Here is a 26,142-nt window from a genome sequence, read left to right on the forward strand (position 1 = left end):
GCGGGATCTACACGCATGACGACGCACAAAAACTTCATCCTTGCTCTGTTCATATCGATACTGCCCGGCGTGGCGGCGACGGCCTCGGCCCAGTCGGGCGTGCCGACGGTGACCCTGGATCAGGCCGTGCTCAAGGTGCAGCAGGAGACCGGTGGCAAGGTGCTTTCGGCCGAGCAGCGCGGAGTTGGGCGCCGGCAGGAATACCGCATCAAGGTACTCACGCCGGATGGGCATGTGCGGGTGATGGCGGTTTCGTCCGAGGCGAGCAAGAATCCGGTAATGACACCATCAACCAAGAATCCGCCCGCCAAGAGCGCGGGCAGCAAGGAGAAACACTGATGCGCATCCTGTTGGTGGAGGACGAGGCGCCGTTGCGCGAGACGCTGGCGGCACGCCTGAAGCGGGACGGCTTTGCGGTCGATGCGGCGCAGGATGGCGAGGAGGGCATCTACCTCGGTCGCGAGGTGCCGTTCGACCTGGCGATCATCGACCTGGGCCTGCCGAAGATGTCCGGCATGGATCTGGTCAAGGCGCTGCGCGAGGCCGGCCAGCGTTACCCGATCCTGATCCTGACCGCGCGCGGCAGCTGGCAGGACAAGGTCGAAGGGCTGAAGTACGGTGCCGACGACTATCTGGTCAAACCATTCCATGTCGAGGAACTGCTGGCGCGCATCAATGCGCTGGTACGCCGCGCCAGCGGCTGGTCCAAGCCGATCCTGGCTTGCGGCATGATCAAGCTGGACACCACCGCGCAGACGGTGACGGTGGAAGGCAAGCTGGTCGACCTGACCAGCTACGAATACAAGGTGCTGGAATACCTGATGCTGCATGCCGGCGAGCTGGTCTCCAAGGCCGACCTCACCGAACACATCTACCAGCAGGATTTCGACCGCGATTCCAACGTGCTTGAAGTATTCATTGGCCGCCTGCGACGCAAGCTCGATCCGGAAGGCACCCTCAAACCCATCGAGACGGTACGTGGACGCGGATACCGCTTTGCCATCCCGCGCACCGACGGCGACGACGAATGAGCCGGAGTCGCCGCGTCAGCCGCTGTCACTGGCGGCTCGCGCGGCGATTGCCACGGGTTTCGTGCTGGCCGGCTTTCTCGGGCTGGTCGGGCTGACCCTGTCGCAGGCGAACAAGGAGCGCGCGCTGAGCGCGCTGCATGACCGGCTGCAGAATTACGTCATCGCGTACATCACCAATACCGACGTCAACCGCTACGGCAAGCTGCTGCCGCCATCGGCGGACACCTTGCCTGATCCGAATTTCCTGCGGCCCGGTTCCGGGCTGTACGCGGTGGCCGTGGGTGACCATGGATTCCACTGGGAGTCGTCGTCGTCGATCGGTCGCGACTTCAGTTTCCTGAAGCCGCTGGAGCCGGGCGAAAGCCAGTTCGTCGGTCCGATCGAGACGCGCATGGGCCGGCTCTACTACTACAGCTACGGCGTGGCGTGGGATACCGACGAGAAGAAATCGGTACGGCTCACCATGACGGTGGCGCAGACCGAGGAGCAGTTCGAGGGCGAAAATGCGGCGTACCAGCGCACGCTGGTGATCTGGCTGTCGATACTGGGCGTGATGCTGATCGTGCTGCAGCTGCTGCTGCTGCGCTGGAGCCTGACCCCGCTGCGCAAGGTGGCCAGCGACATGAGTCGGGTCGAACGCGGCGACAGCGAGCAGCTGGATAGTCAGTACCCGATGGAGTTGACCGGTCTGACCGAACGCATCAATGCCTTCATCACCAACGAACGCGAGCAGCGTACCCGCTATCGGCACACCCTGGCCGATCTGGCGCACAGCCTGAAGACGCCGTTGGCCGTGATCCGCTCGCAGCTGGAGTCGGCCACGGGTGACGATGCGTCGCGACGCAATGGCGTGCTGACGCAGGTGCGGCGGATGGACGAGCTGGTCGCCTACCAGTTGTCGCGCGCCGCCACGTCCGGCCGGCAGACCTTCGCCAGCGCCGTGCCGATCGCCGGTCATGCCGAGGATCTGGTGCAGAGCCTGGAGAAGGTCTATGCGGCGAAGAATGTCCTGTGCGAGTTCGATATCGATGACGACGCGGTGTTCTACGGGGAGCAGGGCGATCTGCTGGAGCTGATGGGCAACCTGCTGGAGAACGCCTTCAAGTGGGCAGGCCATCGCGTGCTGCTGGTGGTAAAGACACAATCGGCTCCCGGTCGCCAGCGCACGGGCCTGCGGTTGAGCGTGGAAGACGATGGCCCGGGCATCGCCGCGGACAAGATCGACAAGGTGTTGCAGCGCGGAGTGCGCGGTGACGAACGCGTGCAGGGGCACGGCATCGGCCTGTCCATCGTGCAGGACATCGTGCACGCCTATAACGGCGGACTGGTGGTGGATCGTTCGCCGGAGTTCGGTGGCGCACGTTTCACGGTGACCCTGGCGGCGAGTTGATGCGATGTTGCCGGGGCTCAGCGCGGGTGGCAAAAGCCTGGCGGCTCGCAGCCTTCGGCCGGCGAACGGCCGTAAAACGCCTCCAGCAATGCGGCGATGGCCGGTTCCACCTGCCGTAACAGTGCCGGCTGCGAGTAGTGCAGCTCGCTGACCACGGCGAAATATTCGCTCGCACTTTCCGTCGCGTAGTGATCGATCGGGCTGTCGTGACTGTCCGGTGGCATCTTGGCCAGGCGATCGTAGGCGAGCTGGAACTGCTCGATCCAGCGTCGCCGCGGGATCTCCACCAGTGGCGGTACGCCGTCGGGCGGTCCATCAAGCATGTCCAGCTTGTGCGCCATCTCGTGCACGACCACGTTGTAGCCGTCCCACGGCTGTTCCAGATCCAGCTGCACATCGGCCAGCGACAGCACCAGCGGGCCACGTTCCCACGCCTCGCCGATCTGCACCCCGTCACCCTCGGCAACCACGCCAGCGCGCTCGTCGTGATGATTGCGGCGCACCTTGAACTCGCCCGGATAGATCAGTACCTCACGCCAGCCGCGCAGGCTGGCAGACCCCTGCTGCAGCGCAGGCAGACAGGCCTGCATGGCAATCAGCAGGCGCCAGTAATCGTCCAGCACGGCGCCGGCCAGTGCATGAAAACGCTTGCGGGCGAGGAACAATGCGGCCAGTCGACGCAGTTGATGCTGCCGCTCTGGGTCCAGCCTGCGCGCCAGCGGGCAGGCTGCCAGCGCGCGCCGCCACAGCGGGTCGGCAATCGGTGTGGGTTCGAAGCGTGCCCGCAGTGATGACCACCAACGACCCGGCATGACGCCTGGCGCTACTGGATGGACCCGGGCAGCAGCGATTGCCAGCCGAGATGCGACCGGTGTGAAGGTGCGGGCACGGATGGTGCGCTGCCGGAGTGCTCGTTGCTGTTGCCAGGGGTGTTGCCGGAGGTGTCATTGCCGGTGTTGCGCGAGGGGGTGTCACGGGGCAATCCAAACACATCACCGCTGCTGCCGCTATCGCGTGAACTGGCGTTGTCGGTAGCCGTGTGCTGGGCGCTGTCCTGCTCCTGGGTGTCCAGGTTCGTTGCAACGGCATTCCCGATGCCGGCAAGGCACAAAGTGCAACCGATAAGCCAATGAATGGCGCGCATGGCGATCAAACTCCCTGACCCGCAAGCGAAGACCCCGGATCGTCTCAGAAACGTCGTTGTCGTGCCAGTGCTGCCGGCCGCATTCGGGCAGATTGGGGCGAGCGCGCCGGATACTGCGTCGAACCGCCCGGGCTAGAATCCGTGCATGTGCCTACTGCCCAGTTTCTTCACCCTTCGCGGCCGCCGGCCGGTTGCCATGTCCATGGGCGAGGTCGTCTGATGCAACCTGCGCAGTTGCTGGCCCTGCTTGCAGCAGGCGAGCCGGTCTCCGGCGCCGGCCTGGCCGAGCAGATCGGGGTGACCCGTGCGGCTGTCTGGAAGCAGATCGAGAGCTTGCGCGCGCGTGGCGTGCCGATCGAGGCACACGGCGCGGCCGGCTATCAGCTGCCGTGGCCGCTGCAGATGCTGGATGCCAAGCAAATCCGTGCGGCCATGCCGTCATCACTGCTACGCGAGCTGGGCGTGCTGGAAGTGCACTGGGAGCTGGACTCGACTTCCAGCGAATTGCAACGACGTGGAATTGCGGCGGAGGATCTCAGCGTGCTGCTGGCGGAAACCCAGACCGCCGGGCGCGGCCGACGTGGACGTACATGGTTGTCGCCGCCTGGGCTGAACTTGTATCTGTCCTGCCTCAAGCGCTTCGATGCGGGTTTTGCCGCATTGAGCGGCCTGTCACTGGCGATCGGGGTGATCGTGCTGCGCGCGCTGGAGCAACTGGGCATAGCCGGGGCCGGCCTGAAATGGCCGAACGACCTGCTGGCGATCTCCACTGGACAGCAGCGCGGCAAGCTGGGCGGCATCCTGGTCGAGCTGAGCGGCGAATATCAGGGGCCGTGTGCCGCGGTCATCGGTATCGGCCTCAATCTGCGCCTGACTCCGGCGCTGCATGCTCAGGCCGGGCAACCAGCCTGCGATCTGGCCACGCTGGCCGATGGCTCGCCGCCGGACCGCAATCGCATGGCCGCGGCGCTGATCGCCACGCTGGTGGAAGGTCTGCGGCAATTCGAGCGTGACGGTTTCGCCGGTTTCGTCGCCGACTATGCACGGCACGACCTGCTGCACGGCCAGCCGCTGCAGCTGAGTGGTGCGCTCGGGGTGTTCGAAGGCATCGGTGCGGGCGTGGATGCCCGTGGTGCGCTGCAGGTGCGTCTGGCCGACGGCAGTCTGCGCCGGATCGACAGCGCGGATGTCACGGTGCGCCGCGCATGAAGCTGCTGCTCGATCTGGGCAATACACGGCTGAAGTGGGCGCTGCAATCGCGGCCCGATACATGGCTTGCGCAAGGCGCGGTGGATTGGCATCCGGATATTGCCTCGGCGCTCGACCTGGCGTGGGCCGGCTTGCCGCGACCCGGCATGGTGGCGGCGGGCTCGGTGGTCGACGATCGGCGCGAGGCGCAGGTGAGTGCCAGCGTGGCGAGGCTCTTCGACCGCGTGCCGGACTGGTTGCGTACGCCAGCCAGCGCTTGCGGGGTACGCAACGCCTATGCCGAACCGGAGCGACTGGGCGTGGATCGCTTCCTGGCCATGGTGGCGGCACATGCCGACGGTTGCTCGCCGTGCGTGCTGGCGAGCGTGGGGACGGCGCTCACGCTCGATGCGCTGGCTGCCGACGGCCAGCATCTGGGTGGACTGATCGCGCCGGGGCCGCAGCTGATGCAACAGTCCCTGCGGGATGCGACCGCGCGGGTGCGGCCGGAACGGCCCGGCGAGATTCTGGAACTGGCCGACAACACCGCCGATGCAGTGGCCTCGGGTTGCTGGCAAGCGGCAGCGGCACTGATCGAACGTTTCACCTCGCGCATGACGAAGCGGCTGGGTGATGCGCCGACGCTGGTGCTGGGCGGCGGTGACGCTGCTGCCTTGCTGCCGCTGCTATCGTTGCCGGTGCGGTTGAGCCACGATGCTGTGCTGCGTGGCCTGGCAGTGTGGGCGGATACGCAGGTGGCGGCAGCAGGGCCCCGCTAGAATGACGGTTGTTGCCGGTGATGGGGGTTCGATGTTCCTGCGTCTGCTGTTTGTCCTGCTGAGCGCGCTCAATATCGCGGTGGGTGCCTGGCTGCTGCTGGGTCAGCCATATGCCCGCGGTGGCAACCCCACCGATCCCGGCGTGATGGAATTGCGTCTGCTCTCGGAATTGCCGGCGACACCTGCGAATGCGACCTCGGCGCCCGCTCCAGCGATCGCTCCGGCAGCAGGCACTTCGTCGCAGGCGATCAGCTACAGCTGCCTCGCGCTGGGCCCGTTCGCCACGCCACAGGATCTGCGCAATGCACGGCAGGCACTGGCCACCCAGGCCACGCGCATGCGTTCACGCCAGGAACAGGCCAGCCAGACCAGCGGCTGGTGGGTGTATCTGCCGGCAGCCGGCAGCCGGCAGCAGGCGCTGGAGCAGGCGCGCCAGCTTGGCGCGCACAACTTCAACGACTACTTTGTGGTCAGCTCGGGTGATCAACCCAATACCATTTCGCTGGGCGTCTTCAAGGACCCGGCCAATGCGCGCAAGCGCCGCGACGAGGTGATTGCCGCCGGCTTTCCGGCCCGCATGAGCGAACGCGGCGACAGCGTGCCCGAATACTGGCTCGATCTGGTGGTGGCCGATGGCAGCCATTTCGACTGGCACAGCCGCGTCGGCGTCAGCGGGATCGGTTCGCACAGCACCGGCTGCTTTTGAGCACGGACGGTGGAGCCTGCTAGAATCCCGGACCTTCGCCGGCATAGCTCAGTTGGTAGAGCAACTGATTTGTAATCAGTAGGTCCCCAGTTCGAATCCGGGTGCCGGCACCAAGAAGACCAGAGGCTTGCAGCGATGCAGGCCTTTTTGCTGGGCGAAATTCCGGAAATAGCCGGATTTCCAGTTCGGGTCTGCTCAGCGGTCATGCCGTACCAGGGTACCGCGTACACAGATTTGCTCCCACGCCAGTCACCGATGACCGACTCGGGTGTAGACACAGGCCGATGACAGCATGGCCAAAGATCGGACATAGAAAAGCCCGCCGGAGCGGGCTTGGCCATCTATGCCGGGGGAACGGCTTGGGATTACGCGCCTCACGGCGACAACAGCTACAGAGGTGACACAGTTCACATTTACTCATGTTGTGTGGCGTGACTTTGTGATTTTCATCACAAACTGAGTCTGGTGGCCTATGAGGCCTTTTGACCTTTCCATTCCCTGCGGATGATCACGGCAAGGCCATGGATATCGCTCGTGTTCAGTGCTTGGTGGCTGGTGCAGGCACAAGTCCGGTGGGTGATGCGACTGCCGGAGCCGTCGTTGCGGGCATGTTGCTCATGGGGTCGTTTGCCATCGACTTGGTGGCCTGGTCCATGGCCTTGTCACGTGCATCGGGTACAGCGGCCAGTTGTTGAGCGAGCTGCAGGTGGTTTTGGAGCGCGGGTAGCGTGGCCTGCACGAACTGGTGCAAGTCCGTGTCTTTCGTCTGCTTGCTTTCCTGAGTGAACAACTTCATCGCGGCCTGATGATTCTTGACCATGGCCTTCGACCAGGCCCGATCAAAGGCACTGCCGTTCTTCGTTTGCAGATTCCCGGTTTCTTTCAGCGTGTCTGGTGGAGCAGCCGTGGGCAGTGTTACCTGTTTGTTCTGGGCCAGTGCTTTCAGTTGGCCATTGGCCTTGGTGTCGTCGTCGACGATGCGTTGTGCCAATTGTCTGACCTGTGCATCGGAGGATTTGTTCAGCGCCATCTGACCCATCTGTACTTCGGCCAGGCCGTCGGCCGCGGCGTGCTGCAAGAATGTGCTGTCCTTGGCGCTGGTTGAACCCTTCATGCCGGATGAGTCATCGGGCTGGGCCATGGCTGCGCAACCCACACTCAGAAGCAACGCGCTGACGAACACCTGATGCAAATGCCGCGAGGTCATGCCTCTCTCCAATGACTGGAAAACCCAATAAGAGCGGATGGACCGAAAAGGGTTCGTGACGGTGGCCGATACCCAGGCTGAACGTTCCACGCACCCTTAACGGCTTCGTCGCGGATCGTGCACTTTGGCGTCGGCACGCTCTGGCAGACGCCAGCAAAGAGAGTCGGATCATGGAAACACTTTACGTAGTGCAGAGTTTTTACGAAGTGGATGGTGCCGTCCTGCCCGAAAAACCGGTACTGCACGGCATGGAGGAGTTCGCGCGTCGACGCGGTGAGCAGCTGGCTACGCAATGCGAGGGTGTGCTGGTATATGCACAGGAGGCGGACACGGATCGCGGCGAGTATTCGGATCCGGTCATCCTGGCGAAATACGGGCGTGTGCCGGACCCGCAGCAACAGAGTTTATGCGGCTATTTTTGAGCTGGAATTATTGACTCTGCCCAAAGGGATGCAGGCCATCAGCTAGAAGTCTTCGTTTGCTCGCTGGCGGTGCTGGCCATCCGAAGCCGTCCGGCGATGCCCGGGCCGCTTGTGTCAGGGCGTTGCGGCATGAAGAAAATGCGCACGAAGCGTAAAAACTTGCTAGGATCGATCGACGGTTGCACAGGGGCAGCCGGGGACAATCTATATGCATACGCTTCTCGCGCACTCCGCTTTCTGGCGTGCGGTGTCGCCGCTTGCAGGGATGCTGTCGGGGAAAATTGCAAAGGATACGAGGCCCGCGGCTGCGGGTACTGCAACCTGCTATGAACTTGTGACCTGGAGTCCGGGCGCGCGGTCGCGCCGCGAGGACGAACTGGCGCGAAGTCGCCAGGCTGGATCCAGCTGAGACCTGCCGCAGCTATCCGGCACGACCGTACTGGGCGGTCTCATCACCAACGCGGGGAAAATCGCCTGATCCAGGCGTGCGTGGCCATGCCGTCTTGAATGTGTCCCTGGCATGGAGTGATGGGTCTCTGGCTGCTTGATCCGGCGCGTGCATTGGCGACAGAGGCGCAGCAAGTCATCTGCGTACAGGTTGCGGTATTTCCGGGAGTTGCGCGGTGCCCGTTCCTGTATGGCTTCAGGGCGGGCCGTTCGATTCTTCGCATTCCGGTAAACTCCTGTCAGCTCCCGCCGGACCATGTCGCGGGTGCTTCTTCACGGGGCGATGGAGTTTGTCCTGAGGCAATGGCGCGTAGCCGTGCTTCACGAACCGTCGTCACCATATCGATGCCGGTGGTGCGCGATGGCGCCGACCTGCGCCATCCGGATGCTACAAGCGGACATACAAGCTGATGAACAAGCAGACCGTTTCATTGATCGGCGTACCGACCGATATCGGTGCGGGACATCGCGGTGCGGCCATGGGACCGGAAGCACTGCGGGTGGCCAATCTGGCGGCCAGGCTGGAGCGCCGCGGACTTGCGGTGGTTGATCGCGGCAACCTGCAGGGGCCACTCAATCCCTGGCAGCCACCTGCGCACGGTTATCGTCATCTGGATGAGGTGGTGGCCTGGAATACGGCCGTCTATGCGGCTGTTCATCAGGAACTGCAGTCCGGACGATTGCCGATCATGCTGGGCGGTGATCATTGCCTGGCGATTGGCTCGATCTCGGCAGTGGCTCGTCATTGCCATGACGAAGGCAAGCGGTTGTGTGTGTTGTGGCTGGACGCACATACCGATTTCAATACCGCACAGGCCACGCCGTCGGGCAACATCCATGGCATGCCGGTGGCCTGCCTGTGCGGCACCGGCCCGTCTGAACTCACCGGGCTCAGTGGCATCACGCCGGCCACCACGCCGGACTCGTTCCGTTACATCGGTATCCGTTCAGTGGACGAGGGCGAGAAGCAGCTGGTGCGCGAAGCGCGCATGAGTGTGTTCGACATGCGCCGCATCGACGAGATCGGCATGAAGGGCGTGATGGAAGAGGCGCTGGCCGGCGTCGACGGGAATACCCATCTGCATGTGAGCTTCGACGTGGATTTCCTCGATCCGAGCATCGCTCCTGGCGTGGGTACCACGGTACGTGGTGGTCCGGATTACCGCGAGGCGCAGTTGTGCATGGAGATGATCGCCGATACCGGGCGCATGGCGTCGCTGGACATCGTCGAGCTGAATCCGGCCTACGACAAACGCAACCAAACCGCAAAGCTGGCGGTGGACCTGGTCGAGTCACTGTTCGGCAAGTCCACCTTGCTCCGCTGAAGCGACAAGGAGCCGCCTGCATCCGGGCAGCTCTGGTCGGCGGGATGACGTAAACTGGGTTTTTACTTGCGCAACGCAACATGCAGACTCGAGTCCTCACCGGCATCACCACCACCGGCACCCCGCATCTGGGCAATTATGTGGGCGCTATCCGCCCGGCCATCGAAGCGAGCCGACGCGACAATGTCGATGCGTTCTTCTTCATGGCGGATTATCACGCGCTGATCAAGAGCGAGGATGCAGGACGGATCGAGCGTTCGCGGCTGGAGATCGCCGCCAGCTGGCTGGCTGCCGGCCTGGACCCGCAGCGGGTCACGTTCTACCGGCAGTCGGATATCCCGGAAATTCCCGAGCTGACCTGGTTCCTCACCTGCATCACCGCCAAGGGCATGCTCAACCGTGCGCATGCGTACAAGGCCGCAGTGGACCGCAATGCCGAGACCGGCGAGGACGCCGATGCCGGCATCACTGCCGGTCTCTACATGTACCCGGTGCTGATGGCGGCCGACATCCTCGCCTTCGATGCACACAAGGTGCCGGTCGGTCGCGACCAGATCCAGCACATCGAGATGGCACGCGACATCGGCCAGCGCTTCAATCACCTGCACGGCCGTGAGTTCTTCGTGTTGCCGGAGGCGCTGATCGAGGAGCACGTGGCAACCCTGCCGGGCCTGGATGGCCGCAAGATGTCGAAGAGCTACGACAACACGATCCCGCTGTTCGCCGGCGGCACGAAGCAGTTGCGTGAGGCGATCATGCGCATCGTCACCGATTCGCGCCTGCCCGGTGAACCGAAGGATCCGGACAGCTGCGCGCTGTTCACCATCTTCCGCGCGTTCGCCAGCGAAGCGGAGACCGCCGCGTTCCGGCAGGCCCTGCTGGAGGGAATCGGCTGGGGCGATGCTAAGCAGGTGCTGTACGAGCGCATCGAGACGGATGTGGCGCCGATGCGCGAACGCTATGAGGCGTTCATGGCCGACCCGGCGGCGATCGAGACGATCCTGCAGCAAGGCGCGCAGAAGGCGCGCGCAATCGCCACACCGAAGATTGCCGCCTTGCGTGATGCATTGGGGCTGCGTTCGGCCAGCACCGCCGTCGCGGTCACGCGACAGCCGAAGGCAGCGCCCAGACAGGACAAAATGCCGCGCTTCGCCAGTTTCCGCGACACCGATGGTAACTTCCGCTTTCGCCTGTTCTCCTCGGAAGGCGAGGAGCTGCTGCTGTCGATGCCGTTCGCCGATCCCAAGGCGGCCGGCGCGCTGCAGAAACGCCTCAAGACGCTGGGTGCAGCCAGTGCCGTGCTGCAGGTCGAATCGCAGGGGCTGACCCTGGAGCTCGATGGTCGCGTCGTGGCCAGCACACCTGATTATCGCGACGAGCCATCGCGTGACGCGGCAACGGCGCAGTTGCGCCACGCGCTGGACCAACTCGCCGCGCAGGACTGAGTGCCGCGCGGCAAGTGGAAGGAGTATTGATCGTGCGTTACCTGGCCATCCTGTTGCTTGCGCCGTGGCTGCTGATCCTGTGCTGGGCCTACTGGGCCTACCCGAAGAGCCTGCCGCGTCCGTCGGGTCGACGCATCTTCGATTTCGTGGCCTTGCTGCTGGCGGTCATCGCAGCGGTGCAATGTGCCTTGCTGGGTTTCGACATGGCTGAGTTGCCGACGATCGACCAGTTCGGTCGCGCCAGCGGCGGAATCTGGCAGCAGGTGCTGCCTGCGTTGTATGGCTACGGCGCCTTCGCTGCGGTATTGGGTCTGGCGATGTTCCTGCGACATGCGCGCTGGGGGCGTCGTCGCTAAGCCCTCCTGCGCTCCCGCGCGTTGCCGGCCATCAATCCCAGCGGTTCAAGTGTGGCCCGAACACTTTTCGTTGCGCCCGCACCACACAGAAGCGATGACCGCTGGGTGCCTCCATCACCCACCAGCGCTCGCGCACGAAAGCCACGCGTCGCGCTCCCAGCTTTTCCAGCCGACTGGCTTCCGCTTCCAGATCGTCGGTCTCGATGTCCAAGTGGACGCGACTGGCGTGCTCCACCTTCTGCAACAGGATGATCGGTTCGTCCTCCGCGGTCTGCAGCTCGGCGTACCTGCCGTCGCCATCCTGGTCCGGGCTGGCGACCGGCTTGCCCAGCGCCTGGCTCCAGAACGTGGTGGACGCGGCGAGATCGCCATTGCCGCAGTCGAGAACGAGGGTGCTGAGTCGGCTGTGGTGCATGATGGTTCCCGATGCAATGGAGTGACTGTTCTAGGCCCCTGCGCGTGAAACCGACGCAGTGCGACAATACATTCCATGATGCCGCTCAAATATCTCCAGGCGTACCCCACTACCTTGCAGGACAAGGTACGCCAGCTGATTGCGCAGCAGCGTCTCGGCGAGCATCTGGCCAAATACTATCCGGACCGCCATGCCGTGCAGAGCGACAAGTCGCTGTATGCCTACACGATGGACCTGAAACAGCAATATCTGAAGAATGCGCCGGGCATCGACAAGGTGCTGTACGACAGCAAGCTCGATGTGATCCAGCGGGCGCTGGGCCTGCATACCGCGATCTCGCGCGTACAGGGCGGCAAGCTCAAGGCGAAGAAGGAAATCCGTATCGCCGCCTTGTTCAAGGCCGCCGCGCCGGAGTTCCTGCAGATGATCGTGGTGCACGAGCTGGCACACCTGAAGGAAGTCGATCACAACAAGGCGTTCTACCAGCTGTGCCAGTACATGCTGCCGGACTACCACCAGCGGGAGTTCGACCTGCGCATGTATCTGACCTGGCGCGATCTTCCGGCGCCTGCCGATACTAGAACCGAGGACGAGCATGGATAGTGCGGCGTTACAGAAATACCTGCTGCGCCTGTTCGAGCGTCACGATGTCGAACTGGACGCGGACGAAGATGGCTGGCTGGTCACCGACGACGATTTCCCGGCGATCCGCGCCGAGTGGCACGAGGGCCTGGTCGGTGAGCCGGGTCGCCTCGATGTCGACGTGGTGCTGAGCGAGGAGCGCCGCATCGAGGAAAGTTTCGCCGGCGTCGGTGGCGGCGAAGACGGCTGTCGTGACGCCCTGCAGACGTTTGAACAGAACGCGTTCCACCTGCTGCTGGCCGCCTGCTGGTACGTCACCGACGACCGCAAGATGCAGATTGCCGCGTGGGACATCGGCGTGCGCACCTGGGACGTGTTCATCGGCCCGTTCAGCGTGCGCGGCGTGGCCGACGCGAGCATGCCGGCCGAGGCGCTGGTATCGATCGAGGCCGCATTGAAGCGCGAGGCGCTGACGCCGGAACTGCACTGGCTGCGACTGGTGCACAGTCATGCAGAGCAGGGCGATTCGCGTTCCGAGGTGCTGCTCGACAATGAGCTGTGGACGGCCGGAACGCTGGCGCTGACCGCGGTGGCGTGGCCGCGAGGCGGCGACTACAGCGCGCGTTGTTTCATGCTGCTGGACGTCCGCGACTATTGAAGGTCGTCATCGATCGCGTCGCCCGACGTCCTTGATGGTTCTCGTCGTTGTCCGCGGGGTGTCCGCGTGATGTAGTTGACTTAGTCAACTAATTGGATGCAGAGTGACCACTCACGCCGATGAGACATGTCATGCCTCCAAAAAAGCTGTTGAACGATCAAGTTGCGGCTGTTCGCGACTTCAACCGGTTCTACACCCGCCAGATCGGCGTACTCGATGAAGGACTGCTGGCCAGTCCTTATCCGCTGACGCAGGCACGGGTGCTGTTTGAACTGGGTACCCGCAAGGCCGTAACGGCGGCCGAGATCGGCGACGTGCTGGGCCTGGATGCCGGCTATCTCAGTCGCATCGTGCAGAACTTCGTCGCACAGGGATTCATCCGGCGCGAGCCTTCGAGCCGGGACGGCCGGCAGATGCTGCTCTCGCTCTCGGCGGAAGGAAAAAGAGCCTTTCGAGAGCTCGACCGGAAGTCGCATGACGTCACCGCCGCGCATCTGTCCGGGTTGTCGGCGTCGCGTCGCGAACGGCTACTGGCGTCGATGCGGGAGTTGCGGTGCACACTGTCGACGGACAACGACGCGGGCAAGCTGGTGATCCGCACGCATCGTGTCGGCGACATCGGCTGGGCGATCGAGCGCCACGGCCAGCTCTATGCCGATGAATTCGGCTGGAACGGTGACTTCGAGGCGCTGGTGGCCACGCTGTTTGCGCAGTTCGCCAGCCAGCATGATCCGGCGGTGGAGCGTTGCTGGATCGCCGAAGTGGATGGCGAGCGAATCGGCTGCGTGTTCGTGGTGCGCAACGCGGAAGACCCGAGCATCGCGCAGCTGCGCTGCCTGCTGGTCGATCCGAGGGGGCGCGGTCTGGGCGTCGGCAGGCGTCTCGTGGGCGAATGCCTGGCGTTCGCGAAAGTCGCCGGCTACGCCAGGATGCTGTTGTGGACCAACGATGTGCTGGTGTCGGCCCGTCGCATCTACGAGGCGGCGGGGTTTGCGCTCGTGTCGGAAGAACACCACCACAGTTTCGGTCATGACCTGGTCGGGCAGGTCTGGATGCGGGATCTTTGATGGAGCCTGTTCGAGGCAAGGCACGTGCAGCCCATGCGTTGTCCTCCGCTGGAACGGGTGGAGCTGAAGCTGCTGGCCGATGCGTGGAAGGGCGCCTGGTACAACTGATCGAGGGCGCGGGCGTCATTCCCACCGGCGACTGAATCGCGATCCGCCAAACAGACAGGGCGCCCACGGGCGCCCTGTCTGTTTCCGATGTTGCGTTGACTCAGTTCGGCAACGCGAGATCGTCCAGCATTGCCTTGAGGAAGCGCGCGGCCTCGCCACCGGTGGCGGCGCGGTGGTCGAAGGTCAGCGACAGCGGCATGCGGCGGTGCACTTCGATGCCGCCGATCACGGCGACCACGTCGTGGCTGAGCTTGCCGGCGCCGACGATCGCGACGGTCGGCGGCACCACCACCGGCGTCGCGTAGCGACCGGCGAACATGCCGAAGTTCGACAGGCTGATGGTGTAGCCCGACAACTCCGACGCCGGGATCGAGCGATCCTCGACCTGTGTGCGCAGGCGCTTGATGGCACCGCGAACGCCGGCACCGTCGAGCATGTCGGCATTGCGCAGCGCCGGCACGAACAGGCCGTCGTCGGTATCCACCGCGATGCCGATGTCCACGTGCGGATGCAGGGTGCGGGTCAGGTTCTTGCCGTCGAACCAGGCGTTCAGCGCCGGCACGGTCTTGCAGGCAAACACGATGGCGCGGATCAGGCGGGCGGTGATGTCCTGCTTGCCGATCCAGGCATGCAGGTCGGCATCGTCGACCAGGGTGGTCGGCACGACCTGGGCATGGGCGTCGGCCATCACGCGGGCCATGTTGCGACGCACGCCCTTCAACTGTTCCGGCTGGCCGCTGGCTTGTACCGACGGTGGTGCGGTACGCACCGGCTTGCCGGCGAGCGAGGTGGTGGTGCGTGCCGGCTCCGGCTGCGGCAGTTCGGGAGCCAGATGACGACCAGCGGACGCCGGTACGGCACCGAGTGCAGCTGAACCATTCGCGGCGGCGTCCTTCACGTCCTTCATCGTCACTACGCCGTCGGCACCACTCGGGCGCACGCGGGCGAGGTCGACCTTGAGCTTCTTCGCCAGCGCGCGTACGGCGGGTACGGCTTTCACGCCGCCGATACTGGCGGCCTGCTCGACATGCACATGACTGCCGCTGACCATGGCGCCGACCACGGTGCCTTCGTCTTCGCGATCGGCCTTCTTGTCGTTGCTCTCGATTTCGCCGCCGTCATCGGAGGCAACCACCTTGTGGCTTGCGTCCGCGGCCGGGCTGCCGACGCTCTTCTTCGGGCCGTGGTGGTGGCCGGTCGATTCGGCCTCGGCACGCTGCTTCGCGTTCGGGTCCGGTTCGAACTCGGCCAGTGCGGCACCGGTCTCGATGATGTCGCCGGGCGCGCCATGCAGCTTCGTGACCTTGCCAGTGTAGGGCGAGGGCACGTCGACGACCGCCTTGGCGGTTTCCATCGAGCATAGCGGCGCGTCGAGCTTGATGTTGTCGCCCACTTTGACATGCCATTCGACGACGGTGGCGTCGGGCAGGCCTTCGCCGAGGTCGGGCAGGTAGAACGTCTTGATATCAGCCATGGGATCGTGTCCGTTGAAGGTTAGCTGGCGGCCAGGGTGCGCTTGGCGGCGTCGACGACGCGCTCCACGCTCGGCAGGTATTTCATTTCCAGGCGGAACAGCGGGATGTGCGTGTCGAAGCCGGTGACGCGCTCGACCGGCGCGAGCAGGTCGTACAGGCACTCCTCGGACACGCGCGCGGCGATCTCGGCGCCGAAGCCGGCAGTCTTGGGGGCTTCGTGCACGATCACGCAGCGGCCCGTCTTTTGTACGGACTCAGCAATCGTGTCGAAGTCCAGCGGGGTCAGCGTGGCGACGTCGATCACCTCGGCGCTAATGCCCTGCGCGGCCAGTTCGTCGGCCGCTTCCAGCGCTTCCTTCACCTGCGCACCCCAAGTCACCAGGGTCACGTCGGTGCCGTCGCGCAACACGAAGCATACGTCCAGCGGCAAGGCCTCGCCGTCGTCCGGCACTTCTTCCTTGTACTGGCGGTAGATGCGCTTGGGTTCGAAGAACATCACCGGATCGGGATCGCGGATCGCGGCGAGCAAGAGGCCGTAGGCACGCGCCGGCGACGACGGCATCACCACGCGCAGACCGGGGATATTGGTGAACAGATGCTCGTTTGCTTCGGAGTGGTGCTCCGGTGCGCGGATGCCGCCGCCCCACGGCGCGCGCCACACGGCCGGCACGGTGAGACGACCGCGGGTGCGGTTGCGCATGCGTGCGGCGTGGCAGGCGATCTGCTCCATCATCGGATAGATGAAGCCCTCGAATTGCGCTTCGGCAACCGGCTTCATGCCCTGCACGGCGAGACCCACCGTGACACCGGCAATCGTGGTTTCGTCCAGTGGTGTATCGAGCACGCGCAGTTCGCCGAATTTTTCCTGCAGGCCCTGGGTGGCGCGGAACACGCCGCCGTTGACGCCGACGTCCTCGCCCAGCACCACGACGCTGTCGTCGTGGGCCATTTCGTAGGCGAGCGCCTGGGTGACCGCTTCGATGAGAGTGATTTGTGCCATGACTCAATGACCCCGGCTGCTATTGGGCGTGGTTTCAAGCGAGAGGACGTAATCGCGCTGCTTGGCGAGATCGGCGGGGACTTCGGCGAAGATGTAGTCGAACATCGCCGTGACCGGCTGCGTCTTGGTTTCGAGATACGCATTGACCTCGTTGTCCATCCACTCGTCGCACTCGGCCTTCCAGGCTTCTTCCTTCGCGTCGTCCCACACTTTCTTGGCCACCAGCCAATTGCGCAGGCGCTTCATCGGCTCCTTTTCCCAACCGTCCTTCACTTCCTGCTCGCCGCGGTAACGACGGGCATCGTCCGCGGTGGTGTGATCGCCCAGGCGATAGGTCACCAGCTCGAGCACACTGCCACCCTCGCCGTTGCGTGCGCGTTCCAGGGCGTCTTCCATCGCCTTGCGCACGGCGATGATGTCGTTGCCGTCCACCTGGATCGAGAACAGCCCGGCCGCGATGCCTTTCTGTGCCAGCGTCGGCGCGCCGGACTGGATCTTGCGCGGCACCGAAATCGCCCACTGGTTGTTGACGATCACCGCGACCAGCGGCAGGTTCTGCGCGCCGGCGATGTTGATCGCGCCGTAGAAGTCGCCCTTGGACGAACCGCCGTCGCCGATCGTGCAGACCGCCACGCGCTTCTCGCCGCGGATCTTGAACGCCAACGCCGAGCCGGCAGCGTGCAGGCATTGCGTGGCGATCGGCACCGACCAGGCGAAATCGTGGCGTGCCGGTTCCTTCTGGTAGTCGTTGCCGCGCTCGTCGCCGCCCCAGTACATGTACACCTCGCGCGGCTGCACGCCGCGATACAGCTGGGCGCCATATTCACGGTAGCTCGGTGCGTAGACGTCCTCGGGCTTCATGGCGCTGCCGATGCCGACATGCGCGGCCTCGTGGCCCAGGCACGAAGCATAGGTGCCCAACTTGCCGGTACGCTGCAAGGCGATCGACTTGGCGTCGAACACGCGGGTGGACAGCATCAGCTTGTACAGCTCGACCATGTGGCCGAGGTCCTTCGCGAACTCGGGCAGATCGTCACGGACCTGCCTGCCCTCGGCGTCGAGGTATTGCAGGTATTCGATTTCAAACTTGGCGGCGATGGTCACGACTCGCTCCGGAGTGAGGAAAGGGGATTGGGGGTGGCCGCATGCACCGGGATCGAGGCATGCAAACGACCGCACAAGACCGCACTTGATAACAGGCGGGCATGTTGCGCTGCAAGGTACGGCGCAGCATTCGTGCGCGTACGGAATGGCTGCCGCTGGCGGTCCGCAAGCTGTTTCCATGCCCGGCAACGAGCCGGCGAGCGAGGTGCCGGGCAGCCCTGCGTGGCGTGATTTCCTGCCGCACATCAAGACCGCATGGCGTGGCAACCGTTACCATGAACCTTTCGGGAGCACACGGAACACCATGGGCGACAACCAGCGCGACCTCGAGGCCGGCATCCAGACGGATCTGAACGGGCAGATGACCTACGGCGGCTACCTGCACCTGGACACCCTGCTGTCCGCGCAGCAGCCGTTGAGCCAGCCGCCGCATCACGACGAGATGCTGTTCATCGTGCAGCACCATGTTTCCGAGTTGTGGATGAAGCTGCTGATCCATGAGCTGAAGGCGGCGGTGGCGCATCTGCAGATTGACGACGTCGATGCCTGCCTGAAGATCCTGGCGCGGGTGAAGCAGGTCCAGCGTCAGCTGTTCGAGCAATGGGCGGTGCTGGAGACGCTGACCCCGTCGGAGTATCTGGAGTTCCGCGGCGTGCTGGGGCCGTCGTCCGGCTTCCAGTCGCTGCAATACCGGCAGATCGAGTTCCTGCTCGGCAACAAGAATGCGGCGATGCTGAAGGTGTTCGCGCACGATCCGGCGGCGCAGGCCATGCTGCGTGACGTGCTGGAGGCGCCCAGCCTGTACGACGAATTCCTGCGCTATCTGGCGCGGCGCGGCCACGCCGTGCCTTCGGCCCTGCTGCAACGCGACTGGACCCAGCCCTATCAGCGCAACGAGGCGTTGTTGCCCACGCTCAGGCGCATCTATGAGGAACGTGCGGATTTCTGGCCGGAATATCACTTGTGCGAGCAGCTGGTGGACGTGGAGGAGAGTTTCCAGCTCTGGCGTTTCCGCCACATGAAAACGGTGGAGCGGATCATTGGTCACCGTCGTGGCACCGGTGGTTCGTCCGGCGTGTCGTTCCTGAAGAAGGCGCTCGAACTGGAGTTTTTCCCCGAGCTTCTGGACGTGCGCACCATCCTCGGCAGCTGACTCCGCGGCGGTGCATTTGACGGCGTCGTGAGTGCCGGTTACATCTGCACGATCCACACCGTGGCAAACCAATTAGATCTGTTGGAAGCCATCCATCATTGACGATCGCCGGAATCGACGGCGACGAGCCAGGGAACCGCATGAGCCAGACCCTCGACGCCGGTAACGGCGACGCACCCGACTATCCGCAGCTGCTCGGCCATCCACGTCCGTTGTGGATGCTGTTCATGACCGAGTTCTGGGAGCGCTTCGCGTTCTACAGCGTGAGCTGGGCGCTGGCGCTGTATATCGTGGCGCAGTTCTTCCACGGCGATTCTTCGGGTCAGAGTTGGGCCAGCGGCATCTTTGGCGCCTACACGGCGCTGATTTATGGCACCGGCATCTTCGGCGGCTGGGTGGCGGACAAGCTGATCGGCTACCAACGCACGATCCTGCTCGGCGCGGCGGTGATGGCGGCGGGTCTGTTCACGCTGATGCTGCCGGAGCGGACGATGCTGCTGCTGGGGCTGGCGCTGGTGATCGTGGGCGACGGCCTGTTCAAGCCGAACATTTCCTCGATGGTGGGCCAGCTGTATGGCCGCGACGACCCGCGCCGCGACCGTGGCTTCACGCTGTTTTACATGGGTATCAATGCCGGCGCGTTCGTGGCGCCGTTGTTCACCGGCTGGCTGGCCAGTCATTTCACCGATACGCCGATGCAGCAGAACTACCGAGTGGTCTTCCTCGCCGCGGGCGTGGGCATGCTGCTGAGCCTGCTGTGGTTCTGGTTCGGTCGACGCCAGCTCAAGGGCGTGGGCCGGCCGGCGGCGGGCGCTGAAGGTCGGTTGCGCGTGTTGTGGGTGCTGCTGGGCGTGATCGTGACGGTGCCGGCGGTGTATTACCTGCTGTCCGGCGTGGGACCCGGTGGGCTGCAGTGGCTGCTGGGCCTGTTGTTCCTGGCAGTGGCGGCGATGCTGCTGATGGAGGCGGTGCGGCATGGCCGCGTGCAGACGCATCGCGTGCTGGCGATGCTGATCATCTTTGCCTTCAACGTGCTGTTCTGGATGTTCTATTACCAGCTCGGCACCTCGTTCAATTTCCTGGCGGAGAATCTGGTCGATCGCAAAATGTTCGGCGGCTGGGTGTTTCCGGTTGGCTGGTTTCAGTCGGTCAGTCCGCTCGCAATCATCGTGCTGGCGCCGCTGGTGACACTGGTGTGGGCGTGGCTCGCCAAGCGACGCCACGAGCCGTCGATCCCGCGCAAGTTCGGCCTCGGCCTGATCTTCAACGCACTGGGTTTCGCGGTGCTGGTGTACGCGCTGGCACGCCTGCTGAGCCCCGTCGGGTTGCTTCCGTTCTGGCCGCTGGCCATGTGCTACGTGATGCAGACCGCGGGCGAGTTGTGCCTGTCTCCGATCGGCCTGTCGATGGTGACCAAGCTGGCGCCGCCGCGACTGGTCGGTGTGGCGATGGGCGGCTGGTTCATGTCGTTGGCGGTGGGCGGCAACCTGTCCGGGCTGGTGGCCAGCCGCATCAGTGGAGAGAGCGGCATGACCGCGGCTTCGGCGCTCTCCGGCTTCACCTTCAGCTTCTGGTTGCTGGCTGGCGCCGGTGTGCTGCTGTTGCTGGTCTCGCCGCTGATCAACCGGTTGATGCATGGCGTGAAGTAGGTGGAGCGCACCTTGTGCATTCTCGTGTGCCCAAGTTGAGGGGCGAGACGCCGGTCTGGTTCGCTGCAGACGGCGGCCATTTGCGCGCCTTATCTCTTTTTGCTTGACCGCGGAGGCGACCCCAACTCGATGGGCCGACGCACTGCTGCCATGTCAATCGCCATGGAGGGTAATTACATGGATTGTGCGGGCGGGGGATGAGGCGAGATGAAGAATGTCGTCCTCTCCCTGCACGCGGGGGGAGGCATGCGGCATTTAAGGATTGGGCGGCATCAGCTTGTCTAGGATGCGCCGCAGCCATATGCGCTCCTCGTCATCGAGCTTCGCCAGTACCTCGCGCTCTCTCGCGCGCGCCATCGGTGCCACCTCGTCGTGCATGGTCCAGCCCGTTTCGGTCAGGCTCAGTACCGAGCGGCGCTTGTCACCGTCATGGATGCTGCGATTGACCCGCCCGGCCTCGACCAGCCGGGCCAGTGCCCGGCTTACTGCCACCTTGTCCATCGCGGTGCGCTCGGCCACCTCGCGTGCGGACAGGCCGTCGAAGCGCGCCAGCACCGCCATCACCCGCCATTCGGTCATCGAGATGTCGTAACGGCGCTGGTAATCGTCCGCGATCGCCTGGCTGATCGTGTTGGACAGGATCGACAGCCGATATGGCAGGAACTGCTCCAGTTGCAGCGGGGCGTGCTCGGCGGTGGCAGGGGCAGGCTTGCGCTTGACGGGCATTGCGGCGGTGTTCCTTGCAAATGGTTTCATATGTAACTATAACGTAGAGATTATCCCGATGGTGGCACGCTCCCGTGCCTGACATCGTGCACCGACAGACAGGAGAGCGCCATGAACGCCCAGCCGAATCTTGGCATGCAGGTCACCACATTCGAGAACCCGATGGGGATCGACGGTTTCGAATTCGTCGAATTTGCCGCACCGGCCGGGCGCGCCAACGAGCTGCACGACCTGTTCAAACGCATGGGCTTTACCGCGGTGCTGAAGCACACCTTGCGGCCGATCACGGTATACCGCCAGAATGGCGTGAACTTCCTGATCAACGAAGATCCGGATTCCTTCGCGGCGGACTTTGCCGGAAAGCATGGTCCCAGTGCCTGCGGTTTCGCGATTCGTTTCAAGAAGCCGTCGGCCGATGTGCTTGCCACCGTGCTCGGCAACGGTGGTGAGGCGATCGACCACAAGGAAGCGAGCAAGGCGGTCAACGCTCCGGTGGTGAAGGGCATCGGCGACTGCATGCTGTACCTGGTCGACCGTTATGGCAGCGCCGGCAGCATCTACGACGGCGACTACGCGCCGATCGACGGCGCCGATCAAAATCCGGCGGGCTTCGGCCTCACCTTCATAGACCATCTCACGCACAACCTCTATTTCGGCAACATGCAGAAGTGGTCGGACTACTACGAGCAGTTGTTCAACTTCCGCGAGATCCGCTACTTCGACATCAAGGGTGCCAAGACCGGCCTGGTATCCAAGGCGATGACCGCACCGGACGGCATCGTGCGCATTCCGCTGAACGAGTCGAGTGATCCGAAGAGCCAGATCAACGAATACCTCGACGCCTATCATGGCGAGGGCATCCAGCACATTGCCTGCTTCACCGACGACATCTATGGCACGGTCGAGAAGATGCGCGCCGCCGGCGTCGAATTTCTCGATACGCCGGATGCCTATTTCGAGGTGATCGATGTGCGCGTGCCCAACCATGGCGAAGACGTGCCGCGGCTGGCGAAGAACAAGATCCTGATCGATGCGGACCTGGAAACCAAGCGGCGCAAGCTGCTGCAGATATTCACCCAGAACGTGATCGGCCCGATCTTTTTCGAGATCATCCAGCGCAAGGGCAATGAAGGCTTTGGCGAAGGCAACTTCCAGGCGCTGTTCGAATCGATCGAACGCGATCAGATGAAGCGCGGCGTGCTGTAAGGGAGCAGCCTCCATGGAGACGATGGTCAGTAACGGATACCAATCCGGCTTCGGCAACGAATTTGCCAGCGAGGCGATCGCTGGAGTGCTGCCGCAGGGGCAGAACTCGCCGCAGCGAGTGGCGCATGGCCTGTATGCGGAGCAGTTGTCAGGTACCGCTTTCAGCGCGCCGCGTCATGCGAACCGGCGCAGCTGGCTGTACCGGATCCGTCCGGCTGCCGTGCACCAGCCATTCCAGCTGCTGGCGCATGCCACGCTCCACAACCGCTTTGACGAGGTGCCGGCGACGCCCAACCAGCTGCGCTGGAATCCGCTGCCGCTTGCGGGTACGCCGACCGATTTCGTCGATGGCCTGGTAACGCTTGCGGGCAACGGCGGCCCGGGCGAACAGGCGGGTGTGGGTATCCACGTCTATACGGCCAATCGTTCGATGCAGGGGCGGTTTTTCTACGATGCCGACGGTGAGCTGCTGATCGTGCCGCAACTGGGTCGCCTGCGACTGGCCACCGAGCTGGGCGTGCTGGAGATCGAGCCGCAGGAGATCGCGGTGATTCCGCGCGGCGTGCGTTTTCGCGTGGAGTTGCTGGATGACCAGGCCCGCGGTTACGTCTGCGAGAATTTCGGCGCGCTGCTGCGACTGCCGGATCTCGGTCCGATCGGCTCCAACTGCCTGGCCAACGCGCGTGATTTCCTCACCCCGCACGCGGCGTACGAGGACATCGACGGCGCGTTCGAACTGATCGCCAAGTTCCAGGGTGCGTTGTGGTCGGCGAAGATCGATCATTCGCCGCTGGACGTGGTCGCCTGGCACGGCAATTACACGCCGTACAAGTACGACCTGCGTCGCTTCAACACGATCGGCTCGATCAGCTACGACCATCCCGATCCGTCTATCTTCACGGTGCTGACCTCCCCCAGCGATAGCGCGGGTACCGCGAACGTCGATTTCGCGATCTTCCCGCCGCGCTGGCTGGTGGCACAGCACACGTTCCGCCCGCCGTGGTTCCACCGCAACGTCGCCAGCGAGTTCATGGGCCTGATCACCGGCGTGTACGACGCTAAGGCCGAGGGCTTTCTGCCCGGCGGCGCCTCGCTGCACAACTGCATGAGTGGGCATGGCCCGGATGCTGCCACGTTCGAGAAGGCATCAAACGCCGACCTGTCAAAACCGGACGTGATCGGTGGCACCATGGCCTTCATGTTCGAGACGCGCAAGGTGATCCATCCCACGCGGCAGGCGCTCGATGCACCCCAGCTGCAGCACGACTATCACGAGTGCTGGCAGGGTATCCGCAAGCATTTCAATCCGGAGCGCACATGAAGCAGGCAACCGTCGCGTTGGCATGTGTGCTCGCGTTGACAGCCTGTTCCAGTGAGCCGCCGCCGGGCCCGGCAGCAGTTCAGGGCAGGCCAAAATCGACCATGACGGCCGCGGAAGTGAAGGCGCTGCAGGCCCAGGACACACTGGGAAGTTACACTGGCTACGGCACCGCGCGCTTCGGCATGAATGAAGACGCGTTTCGCGCCGCGTGGCGGGCGGATCTGAACGGTGCGGTCGATCCGGGTGGCGACTGCTCCCTGCTGCAGCCGACGTGGAACACGGCATTGAGCGATTTCGATTTCATGTTCGATCATGGCCGTTTCGTGCGCTACGACGTGGGCACGCCGAAAGAGCTCGCGCCGGGTGGCGGCAAGGTCGGCATGAGCGTGGCGCAGATCCGCGCGCTTTACGGTTCCGGCCTGCAGGTGCTGCCGCACAAGTACCAGCAGAATGAGCAATACCTTCGCATCGCGGACGGCAAGGGCGATGTGCTGATTTTCGAAACGGATACCGGCGGGAAGGTGAGCCGGTGGCGTGTCGGCGTTCCACCGCAGATCGACAACGAAGACGGTTGCATGTGATGAGCGCAATCCCGGGAGCAAAGGCATGAAACTTGGCAGTCTCAAGGAAGGCGGCCGCGATGGCACGCTGATCGTGGTCAGTCGCGACCTCGGCCGCGCCGTGAAGGCGGGCGGCATTGCGCCGACGCTGCAGGCGGCGCTGGACGACTGGTCGAATGCCGCGCCGCGACTCAACGCGCTGTCGGACGCATTGAACGCGGGCAGCGCTGCCGACGCGTTCGCACTGGACATGACGGCACTCGCCTCGCCGTTGCCGCGTGCCTACGAGTTCGTCGACGGTTCGGCCTACCTGCCGCACGTCGAACGCGTACGCCGCGCACGCGGCGCCGAGGTGCCGAAGTCGTTCTACACCGATCCGCTGATGTACCAGGCGACCAGCGCCGGCTTTCTCGGCCCGCGCGATCCGGTGGTGGTGCCGAGCGAGGATTACGGCATCGACCTGGAAGCCGAGGTGATCGTGATCACCGACGACGTACCGATGGCGGTGACGCCGGCACAGGCGTCGGAACATATCCAGCTGGTTGGCCTGGTCAACGACGTGAGCCTGCGTGGGCTGATTCCGGGCGAGCTGGCCAAGGGTTTCGGTTTCCTGCAGAGCAAGCCGCGTTCGGCGCTGTCGCCGGTGCTGGTGACGCCGGATGAACTGGGCGACGCCTGGCAGGGCGACAAGCTGCACCTGCCGATGCGCACCTGGTTGAACGGCGCCTGGTTCGGCGAGGCCGAGTGCGGCGTGGACATGCAGTTCAGCTTTGCCGAGCTGGTCGCCCATGTGGCGAAGACGCGGCCGCTGATCGCCGGCACCATCGTCGGCTCCGGCACCATCGCCAACGAGGACACTAGCAAGGGCGCGTCATGCCTGGCCGAGCAGCGCACGGTGGAAACGCTGCGCGATGGCAAACCGAGTACGCCATTCCTGAAGTTCGGTGATAGCCTGTGCATCGATATCACCGATGCGACTGGTCACAGCATTTTCGGCGCGATCGAGCAGCGTATCGCACCGTTGCGGCCCTGATCCGTTCGTAGCCATGGATGCAGCTCCTGCCGACGCGGTATCCTGATCGCCCCACGCGACGCAGTGGGTTCATGCCCTGCGTCGTGGTGTTCCTCCCAACTCCGCCTGCAAAGGAACTCCCATGTCCCAAGTTACGCTCAAGGGTAATCCCATTACCGTTGATGGTGCATTCCCTGCCGTAGGCAACAAGGCCCCCGATTTCAAGCTAGTTGGCAAGGATCTCGCCGATGTTTCGTTGGCCCATTTCGCGGGCAAGCGCAAGGTGTTGAACATTTTCCCCAGCGTCGACACGCCGACTTGCGCGATGTCGGTACGCCATTTCAACGAGTCAGCTAGTCAGCTCGACAACACCGTGGTGCTATGCATCTCGGCCGACCTGCCGTTCGCACAGGCACGCTTCTGCGGTGCCGAGGGTTTGGATCAGGTGATCAACCTGTCGTTGATGCGTGGACACCAGTTCCTCAACGATTACGGTGTGGCGATTGCAAGTGGTCCGCTGACCGGTCTCGCCGCACGCGCGGTGGTGGTGGTGGACGAGCACGACGAAGTGATCCATACCGAGCTAGTAGGCGAGATTGCGCATGAACCGGATTACGATGCGGCCTTGAAAGTGCTTGGCTGAATCGTCGATTTATTTATCGAGAG

General features: G+C 63.9%; 28 protein-coding genes and 1 tRNA gene. 21 read left to right on the forward strand and 8 right to left on the reverse strand.

The window, feature by feature from the left end; all coding sequences use genetic code 11:
• Window positions 1-15 precede the first annotated feature (15 nt).
• From ACYVKM_RS14115 to ACYVKM_RS14125, 3 genes are read left to right on the forward strand one after another with little or no spacing between them, the layout of a single operon-like run.
• Window positions 16-339, forward strand: a complete 324-nt coding sequence (locus ACYVKM_RS14115) for a PepSY domain-containing protein (protein ID WP_460878252.1) — start codon at window positions 16-18, stop codon at window positions 337-339.
• Entirely contained in the window at window positions 339-1,031 is a 693-nt protein-coding gene (locus tag ACYVKM_RS14120) for a response regulator transcription factor (RefSeq protein WP_077439428.1), read from the forward strand. The genes ACYVKM_RS14115 and ACYVKM_RS14120 overlap by 1 nt, the downstream gene beginning before the upstream one ends.
• Complete coding sequence (locus ACYVKM_RS14125) at window positions 997-2,421, forward strand: ATP-binding protein (protein ID WP_460878253.1); 1,425 nt, start codon at window positions 997-999, stop codon at window positions 2,419-2,421. The genes ACYVKM_RS14120 and ACYVKM_RS14125 overlap by 35 nt, the downstream gene beginning before the upstream one ends.
• Before the next feature lie 17 nt (window positions 2,422-2,438).
• Here the strand turns inward: ACYVKM_RS14125 and ACYVKM_RS14130 are convergent, their stop codons facing one another.
• Together ACYVKM_RS14130 and ACYVKM_RS14135 are read right to left on the reverse strand one after the other, a co-directional pair.
• Window positions 2,439-3,233, reverse strand: coding sequence for a M90 family metallopeptidase (locus tag ACYVKM_RS14130; RefSeq protein WP_460878254.1), 795 nt, complete (start codon window positions 3,231-3,233; stop codon window positions 2,439-2,441).
• 11 nt (window positions 3,234-3,244) lie between these two features.
• Window positions 3,245-3,565, reverse strand: coding sequence for a hypothetical protein (locus tag ACYVKM_RS14135; RefSeq protein ID WP_460878255.1), 321 nt, complete (start codon window positions 3,563-3,565; stop codon window positions 3,245-3,247).
• A 219-nt stretch (window positions 3,566-3,784) separates the two neighbouring features.
• Between ACYVKM_RS14135 and ACYVKM_RS14140 the strand changes: the two genes are divergently transcribed.
• The 4 genes from ACYVKM_RS14140 to ACYVKM_RS14155 all read left to right on the forward strand — a co-directional run bounded on the left by ACYVKM_RS14140 (window position 3,785) and on the right by ACYVKM_RS14155 (window position 6,351).
• Entirely contained in the window at window positions 3,785-4,774 is a 990-nt protein-coding gene (locus ACYVKM_RS14140; RefSeq protein ID WP_460878256.1) for a biotin--[acetyl-CoA-carboxylase] ligase, read from the forward strand.
• The gene (locus ACYVKM_RS14145; RefSeq protein WP_460878257.1) at window positions 4,771-5,532 is read left to right on the forward strand and encodes a type III pantothenate kinase; all 762 of its coding nucleotides are present in this window, start codon (window positions 4,771-4,773) and stop codon (window positions 5,530-5,532) included. The genes ACYVKM_RS14140 and ACYVKM_RS14145 overlap by 4 nt, the downstream gene beginning before the upstream one ends.
• Window positions 5,533-5,563: 31 nt before the next feature.
• Window positions 5,564-6,238 (forward strand): SPOR domain-containing protein, encoded by a 675-nt coding sequence (locus ACYVKM_RS14150; protein WP_460878258.1) that lies wholly within the window; start codon window positions 5,564-5,566, stop codon window positions 6,236-6,238.
• A 37-nt stretch (window positions 6,239-6,275) separates the two neighbouring features.
• A tRNA-Thr gene (locus ACYVKM_RS14155) sits at window positions 6,276-6,351 on the forward strand.
• Window positions 6,352-6,776: 425 nt separating this feature from the next.
• On the opposite strand, the gene ACYVKM_RS14160 is transcribed toward ACYVKM_RS14155, so the two are convergent.
• Window positions 6,777-7,445: a DUF4142 domain-containing protein gene (locus ACYVKM_RS14160; RefSeq protein WP_460878259.1), complete on the reverse strand. Its 669-nt coding sequence runs from the start codon at window positions 7,443-7,445 to the stop codon at window positions 6,777-6,779.
• A gap of 170 nt (window positions 7,446-7,615) precedes the next feature.
• Here ACYVKM_RS14160 and ACYVKM_RS14165 point away from each other — a divergent pair, with 170 nt between their 5' ends.
• The 4 genes from ACYVKM_RS14165 (at window position 7,616) to ACYVKM_RS14180 (ending at window position 11,440) form a co-directional block, all read left to right on the forward strand.
• Complete coding sequence (locus ACYVKM_RS14165; protein ID WP_460878260.1) at window positions 7,616-7,867, forward strand: hypothetical protein; 252 nt, start codon at window positions 7,616-7,618, stop codon at window positions 7,865-7,867.
• An 857-nt stretch (window positions 7,868-8,724) separates the two neighbouring features.
• Complete coding sequence (gene rocF, locus ACYVKM_RS14170; protein ID WP_460878261.1) at window positions 8,725-9,639, forward strand: arginase; 915 nt, start codon at window positions 8,725-8,727, stop codon at window positions 9,637-9,639.
• An 80-nt stretch (window positions 9,640-9,719) separates the two neighbouring features.
• A complete protein-coding gene (locus ACYVKM_RS14175; RefSeq protein WP_460878262.1) occupies window positions 9,720-11,084 on the forward strand; it encodes a tryptophan--tRNA ligase in 1,365 nt (454 codons plus the stop codon).
• 32 nt (window positions 11,085-11,116) lie between these two features.
• Entirely contained in the window at window positions 11,117-11,440 is a 324-nt protein-coding gene (locus ACYVKM_RS14180) for a hypothetical protein (RefSeq protein WP_460878263.1), read from the forward strand.
• 31 nt (window positions 11,441-11,471) lie between these two features.
• Here ACYVKM_RS14180 and ACYVKM_RS14185 read toward each other — a convergent pair whose 3' ends face one another.
• The gene (locus tag ACYVKM_RS14185; protein WP_460878264.1) at window positions 11,472-11,855 is read right to left on the reverse strand and encodes a VOC family protein; all 384 of its coding nucleotides are present in this window, start codon (window positions 11,853-11,855) and stop codon (window positions 11,472-11,474) included.
• A 75-nt stretch (window positions 11,856-11,930) separates the two neighbouring features.
• On the opposite strand from ACYVKM_RS14185, the gene ACYVKM_RS14190 reads away from it, so the two are divergent.
• The 3 genes from ACYVKM_RS14190 to ACYVKM_RS14200 all read left to right on the forward strand — a co-directional run bounded on the left by ACYVKM_RS14190 (window position 11,931) and on the right by ACYVKM_RS14200 (window position 14,162).
• Complete coding sequence (locus ACYVKM_RS14190; RefSeq protein ID WP_460878265.1) at window positions 11,931-12,458, forward strand: M48 metallopeptidase family protein; 528 nt, start codon at window positions 11,931-11,933, stop codon at window positions 12,456-12,458.
• Entirely contained in the window at window positions 12,451-13,095 is a 645-nt protein-coding gene (locus ACYVKM_RS14195) for a DUF6348 family protein (RefSeq protein ID WP_460878266.1), read from the forward strand. The genes ACYVKM_RS14190 and ACYVKM_RS14195 overlap by 8 nt, the downstream gene beginning before the upstream one ends.
• 131 nt (window positions 13,096-13,226) lie before the next feature.
• Window positions 13,227-14,162 carry a bifunctional helix-turn-helix transcriptional regulator/GNAT family N-acetyltransferase gene (locus ACYVKM_RS14200; RefSeq protein WP_460878267.1) on the forward strand — a complete coding sequence of 312 codons (936 nt, stop codon included), beginning with the start codon at window positions 13,227-13,229 and terminating at the stop codon, window positions 14,160-14,162.
• Between the two features lie 208 nt (window positions 14,163-14,370).
• Here the strand turns inward: ACYVKM_RS14200 and ACYVKM_RS14205 are convergent, their stop codons facing one another.
• The 3 genes from ACYVKM_RS14205 to pdhA are packed head-to-tail and all read right to left on the reverse strand — an operon-like array spanning window position 14,371 to window position 17,849.
• Window positions 14,371-15,744, reverse strand: coding sequence for a dihydrolipoamide acetyltransferase family protein (locus ACYVKM_RS14205; protein WP_460878268.1), 1,374 nt, complete (start codon window positions 15,742-15,744; stop codon window positions 14,371-14,373).
• Window positions 15,745-15,764: 20 nt separating this feature from the next.
• The gene (locus tag ACYVKM_RS14210; protein ID WP_460878269.1) at window positions 15,765-16,745 is read right to left on the reverse strand and encodes an alpha-ketoacid dehydrogenase subunit beta; all 981 of its coding nucleotides are present in this window, start codon (window positions 16,743-16,745) and stop codon (window positions 15,765-15,767) included.
• A 3-nt stretch (window positions 16,746-16,748) separates the two neighbouring features.
• On the reverse strand, window positions 16,749-17,849 hold the full coding sequence (gene pdhA / locus ACYVKM_RS14215; protein WP_460878270.1) for a pyruvate dehydrogenase (acetyl-transferring) E1 component subunit alpha: 1,101 nt from the start codon (window positions 17,847-17,849) through the stop codon (window positions 16,749-16,751).
• A gap of 304 nt (window positions 17,850-18,153) precedes the next feature.
• Between pdhA and ACYVKM_RS14220 the strand changes: the two genes are divergently transcribed.
• Window positions 18,154-19,002, forward strand: coding sequence for a tryptophan 2,3-dioxygenase (locus ACYVKM_RS14220; protein WP_460878915.1), 849 nt, complete (start codon window positions 18,154-18,156; stop codon window positions 19,000-19,002).
• Window positions 19,003-19,142: 140 nt separating this feature from the next.
• Window positions 19,143-20,651: a peptide MFS transporter gene (locus tag ACYVKM_RS14225; protein WP_460878271.1), complete on the forward strand. Its 1,509-nt coding sequence runs from the start codon at window positions 19,143-19,145 to the stop codon at window positions 20,649-20,651.
• A gap of 255 nt (window positions 20,652-20,906) precedes the next feature.
• Here ACYVKM_RS14225 and ACYVKM_RS14230 read toward each other — a convergent pair whose 3' ends face one another.
• On the reverse strand, window positions 20,907-21,377 hold the full coding sequence (locus tag ACYVKM_RS14230) for a MarR family winged helix-turn-helix transcriptional regulator (protein ID WP_460878272.1): 471 nt from the start codon (window positions 21,375-21,377) through the stop codon (window positions 20,907-20,909).
• 135 nt (window positions 21,378-21,512) lie between these two features.
• Between ACYVKM_RS14230 and hppD the strand changes: the two genes are divergently transcribed.
• The 5 genes from hppD (at window position 21,513) to tpx (ending at window position 26,119) form a co-directional block, all read left to right on the forward strand.
• Window positions 21,513-22,583: a 4-hydroxyphenylpyruvate dioxygenase gene (gene hppD / locus ACYVKM_RS14235; protein ID WP_460878916.1), complete on the forward strand. Its 1,071-nt coding sequence runs from the start codon at window positions 21,513-21,515 to the stop codon at window positions 22,581-22,583.
• Between the two features lie 13 nt (window positions 22,584-22,596).
• Window positions 22,597-23,904, forward strand: coding sequence for a homogentisate 1,2-dioxygenase (gene hmgA, locus ACYVKM_RS14240; RefSeq protein ID WP_460878273.1), 1,308 nt, complete (start codon window positions 22,597-22,599; stop codon window positions 23,902-23,904).
• Complete coding sequence (locus tag ACYVKM_RS14245; protein WP_460878274.1) at window positions 23,901-24,485, forward strand: lectin; 585 nt, start codon at window positions 23,901-23,903, stop codon at window positions 24,483-24,485. The genes hmgA and ACYVKM_RS14245 overlap by 4 nt, the downstream gene beginning before the upstream one ends.
• A gap of 25 nt (window positions 24,486-24,510) precedes the next feature.
• On the forward strand, window positions 24,511-25,497 hold the full coding sequence (locus ACYVKM_RS14250) for a fumarylacetoacetate hydrolase family protein (protein ID WP_460878275.1): 987 nt from the start codon (window positions 24,511-24,513) through the stop codon (window positions 25,495-25,497).
• Window positions 25,498-25,618: 121 nt separating this feature from the next.
• Complete coding sequence (gene tpx / locus ACYVKM_RS14255) at window positions 25,619-26,119, forward strand: thiol peroxidase (protein WP_460878276.1); 501 nt, start codon at window positions 25,619-25,621, stop codon at window positions 26,117-26,119.
• Window positions 26,120-26,142 lie beyond the last annotated feature (23 nt).

It is taken from the genome of Rhodanobacter koreensis, from assembly GCF_054782855.1.

What these genes read in the sequence shown, in the direction of transcription:
- ACYVKM_RS14245 (WP_460878274.1), top strand. Translation starts at nt 23,901, where the DNA reads ATGAAGCAGGCAACCGTCGCGTTGGCATGTGTGCTCGCGTTGACAGCC.
- tpx (WP_460878276.1), top strand. Translation starts at nt 25,619, where the DNA reads ATGTCCCAAGTTACGCTCAAGGGTAATCCCATTACCGTTGATGGTGCA.
- ACYVKM_RS14130 (WP_460878254.1), bottom strand. Translation starts at nt 3,233, where the DNA reads ATGCCGGGTCGTTGGTGGTCATCACTGCGGGCACGCTTCGAACCCACA.
- ACYVKM_RS14200 (WP_460878267.1), top strand. Translation starts at nt 13,227, where the DNA reads ATGCCTCCAAAAAAGCTGTTGAACGATCAAGTTGCGGCTGTTCGCGAC.
- ACYVKM_RS14210 (WP_460878269.1), bottom strand. Translation starts at nt 16,745, where the DNA reads ATGGCACAAATCACTCTCATCGAAGCGGTCACCCAGGCGCTCGCCTAC.
- ACYVKM_RS14175 (WP_460878262.1), top strand. Translation starts at nt 9,720, where the DNA reads ATGCAGACTCGAGTCCTCACCGGCATCACCACCACCGGCACCCCGCAT.
- ACYVKM_RS14205 (WP_460878268.1), bottom strand. Translation starts at nt 15,744, where the DNA reads ATGGCTGATATCAAGACGTTCTACCTGCCCGACCTCGGCGAAGGCCTG.
- ACYVKM_RS14220 (WP_460878915.1), top strand. Translation starts at nt 18,154, where the DNA reads ATGGGCGACAACCAGCGCGACCTCGAGGCCGGCATCCAGACGGATCTG.
- ACYVKM_RS14165 (WP_460878260.1), top strand. Translation starts at nt 7,616, where the DNA reads ATGGAAACACTTTACGTAGTGCAGAGTTTTTACGAAGTGGATGGTGCC.
- ACYVKM_RS14225 (WP_460878271.1), top strand. Translation starts at nt 19,143, where the DNA reads ATGAGCCAGACCCTCGACGCCGGTAACGGCGACGCACCCGACTATCCG.
- ACYVKM_RS14160 (WP_460878259.1), bottom strand. Translation starts at nt 7,445, where the DNA reads ATGACCTCGCGGCATTTGCATCAGGTGTTCGTCAGCGCGTTGCTTCTG.
- ACYVKM_RS14135 (WP_460878255.1), bottom strand. Translation starts at nt 3,565, where the DNA reads ATGCGCGCCATTCATTGGCTTATCGGTTGCACTTTGTGCCTTGCCGGC.
- ACYVKM_RS14120 (WP_077439428.1), top strand. Translation starts at nt 339, where the DNA reads ATGCGCATCCTGTTGGTGGAGGACGAGGCGCCGTTGCGCGAGACGCTG.
- ACYVKM_RS14195 (WP_460878266.1), top strand. Translation starts at nt 12,451, where the DNA reads ATGGATAGTGCGGCGTTACAGAAATACCTGCTGCGCCTGTTCGAGCGT.
- rocF (WP_460878261.1), top strand. Translation starts at nt 8,725, where the DNA reads ATGAACAAGCAGACCGTTTCATTGATCGGCGTACCGACCGATATCGGT.
- hmgA (WP_460878273.1), top strand. Translation starts at nt 22,597, where the DNA reads ATGGAGACGATGGTCAGTAACGGATACCAATCCGGCTTCGGCAACGAA.
- ACYVKM_RS14230 (WP_460878272.1), bottom strand. Translation starts at nt 21,377, where the DNA reads ATGCCCGTCAAGCGCAAGCCTGCCCCTGCCACCGCCGAGCACGCCCCG.
- ACYVKM_RS14250 (WP_460878275.1), top strand. Translation starts at nt 24,511, where the DNA reads ATGAAACTTGGCAGTCTCAAGGAAGGCGGCCGCGATGGCACGCTGATC.
- ACYVKM_RS14140 (WP_460878256.1), top strand. Translation starts at nt 3,785, where the DNA reads ATGCAACCTGCGCAGTTGCTGGCCCTGCTTGCAGCAGGCGAGCCGGTC.
- ACYVKM_RS14145 (WP_460878257.1), top strand. Translation starts at nt 4,771, where the DNA reads ATGAAGCTGCTGCTCGATCTGGGCAATACACGGCTGAAGTGGGCGCTG.
- ACYVKM_RS14115 (WP_460878252.1), top strand. Translation starts at nt 16, where the DNA reads ATGACGACGCACAAAAACTTCATCCTTGCTCTGTTCATATCGATACTG.
- ACYVKM_RS14190 (WP_460878265.1), top strand. Translation starts at nt 11,931, where the DNA reads ATGATGCCGCTCAAATATCTCCAGGCGTACCCCACTACCTTGCAGGAC.
- hppD (WP_460878916.1), top strand. Translation starts at nt 21,513, where the DNA reads ATGCAGGTCACCACATTCGAGAACCCGATGGGGATCGACGGTTTCGAA.
- ACYVKM_RS14185 (WP_460878264.1), bottom strand. Translation starts at nt 11,855, where the DNA reads ATGCACCACAGCCGACTCAGCACCCTCGTTCTCGACTGCGGCAATGGC.
- ACYVKM_RS14150 (WP_460878258.1), top strand. Translation starts at nt 5,564, where the DNA reads ATGTTCCTGCGTCTGCTGTTTGTCCTGCTGAGCGCGCTCAATATCGCG.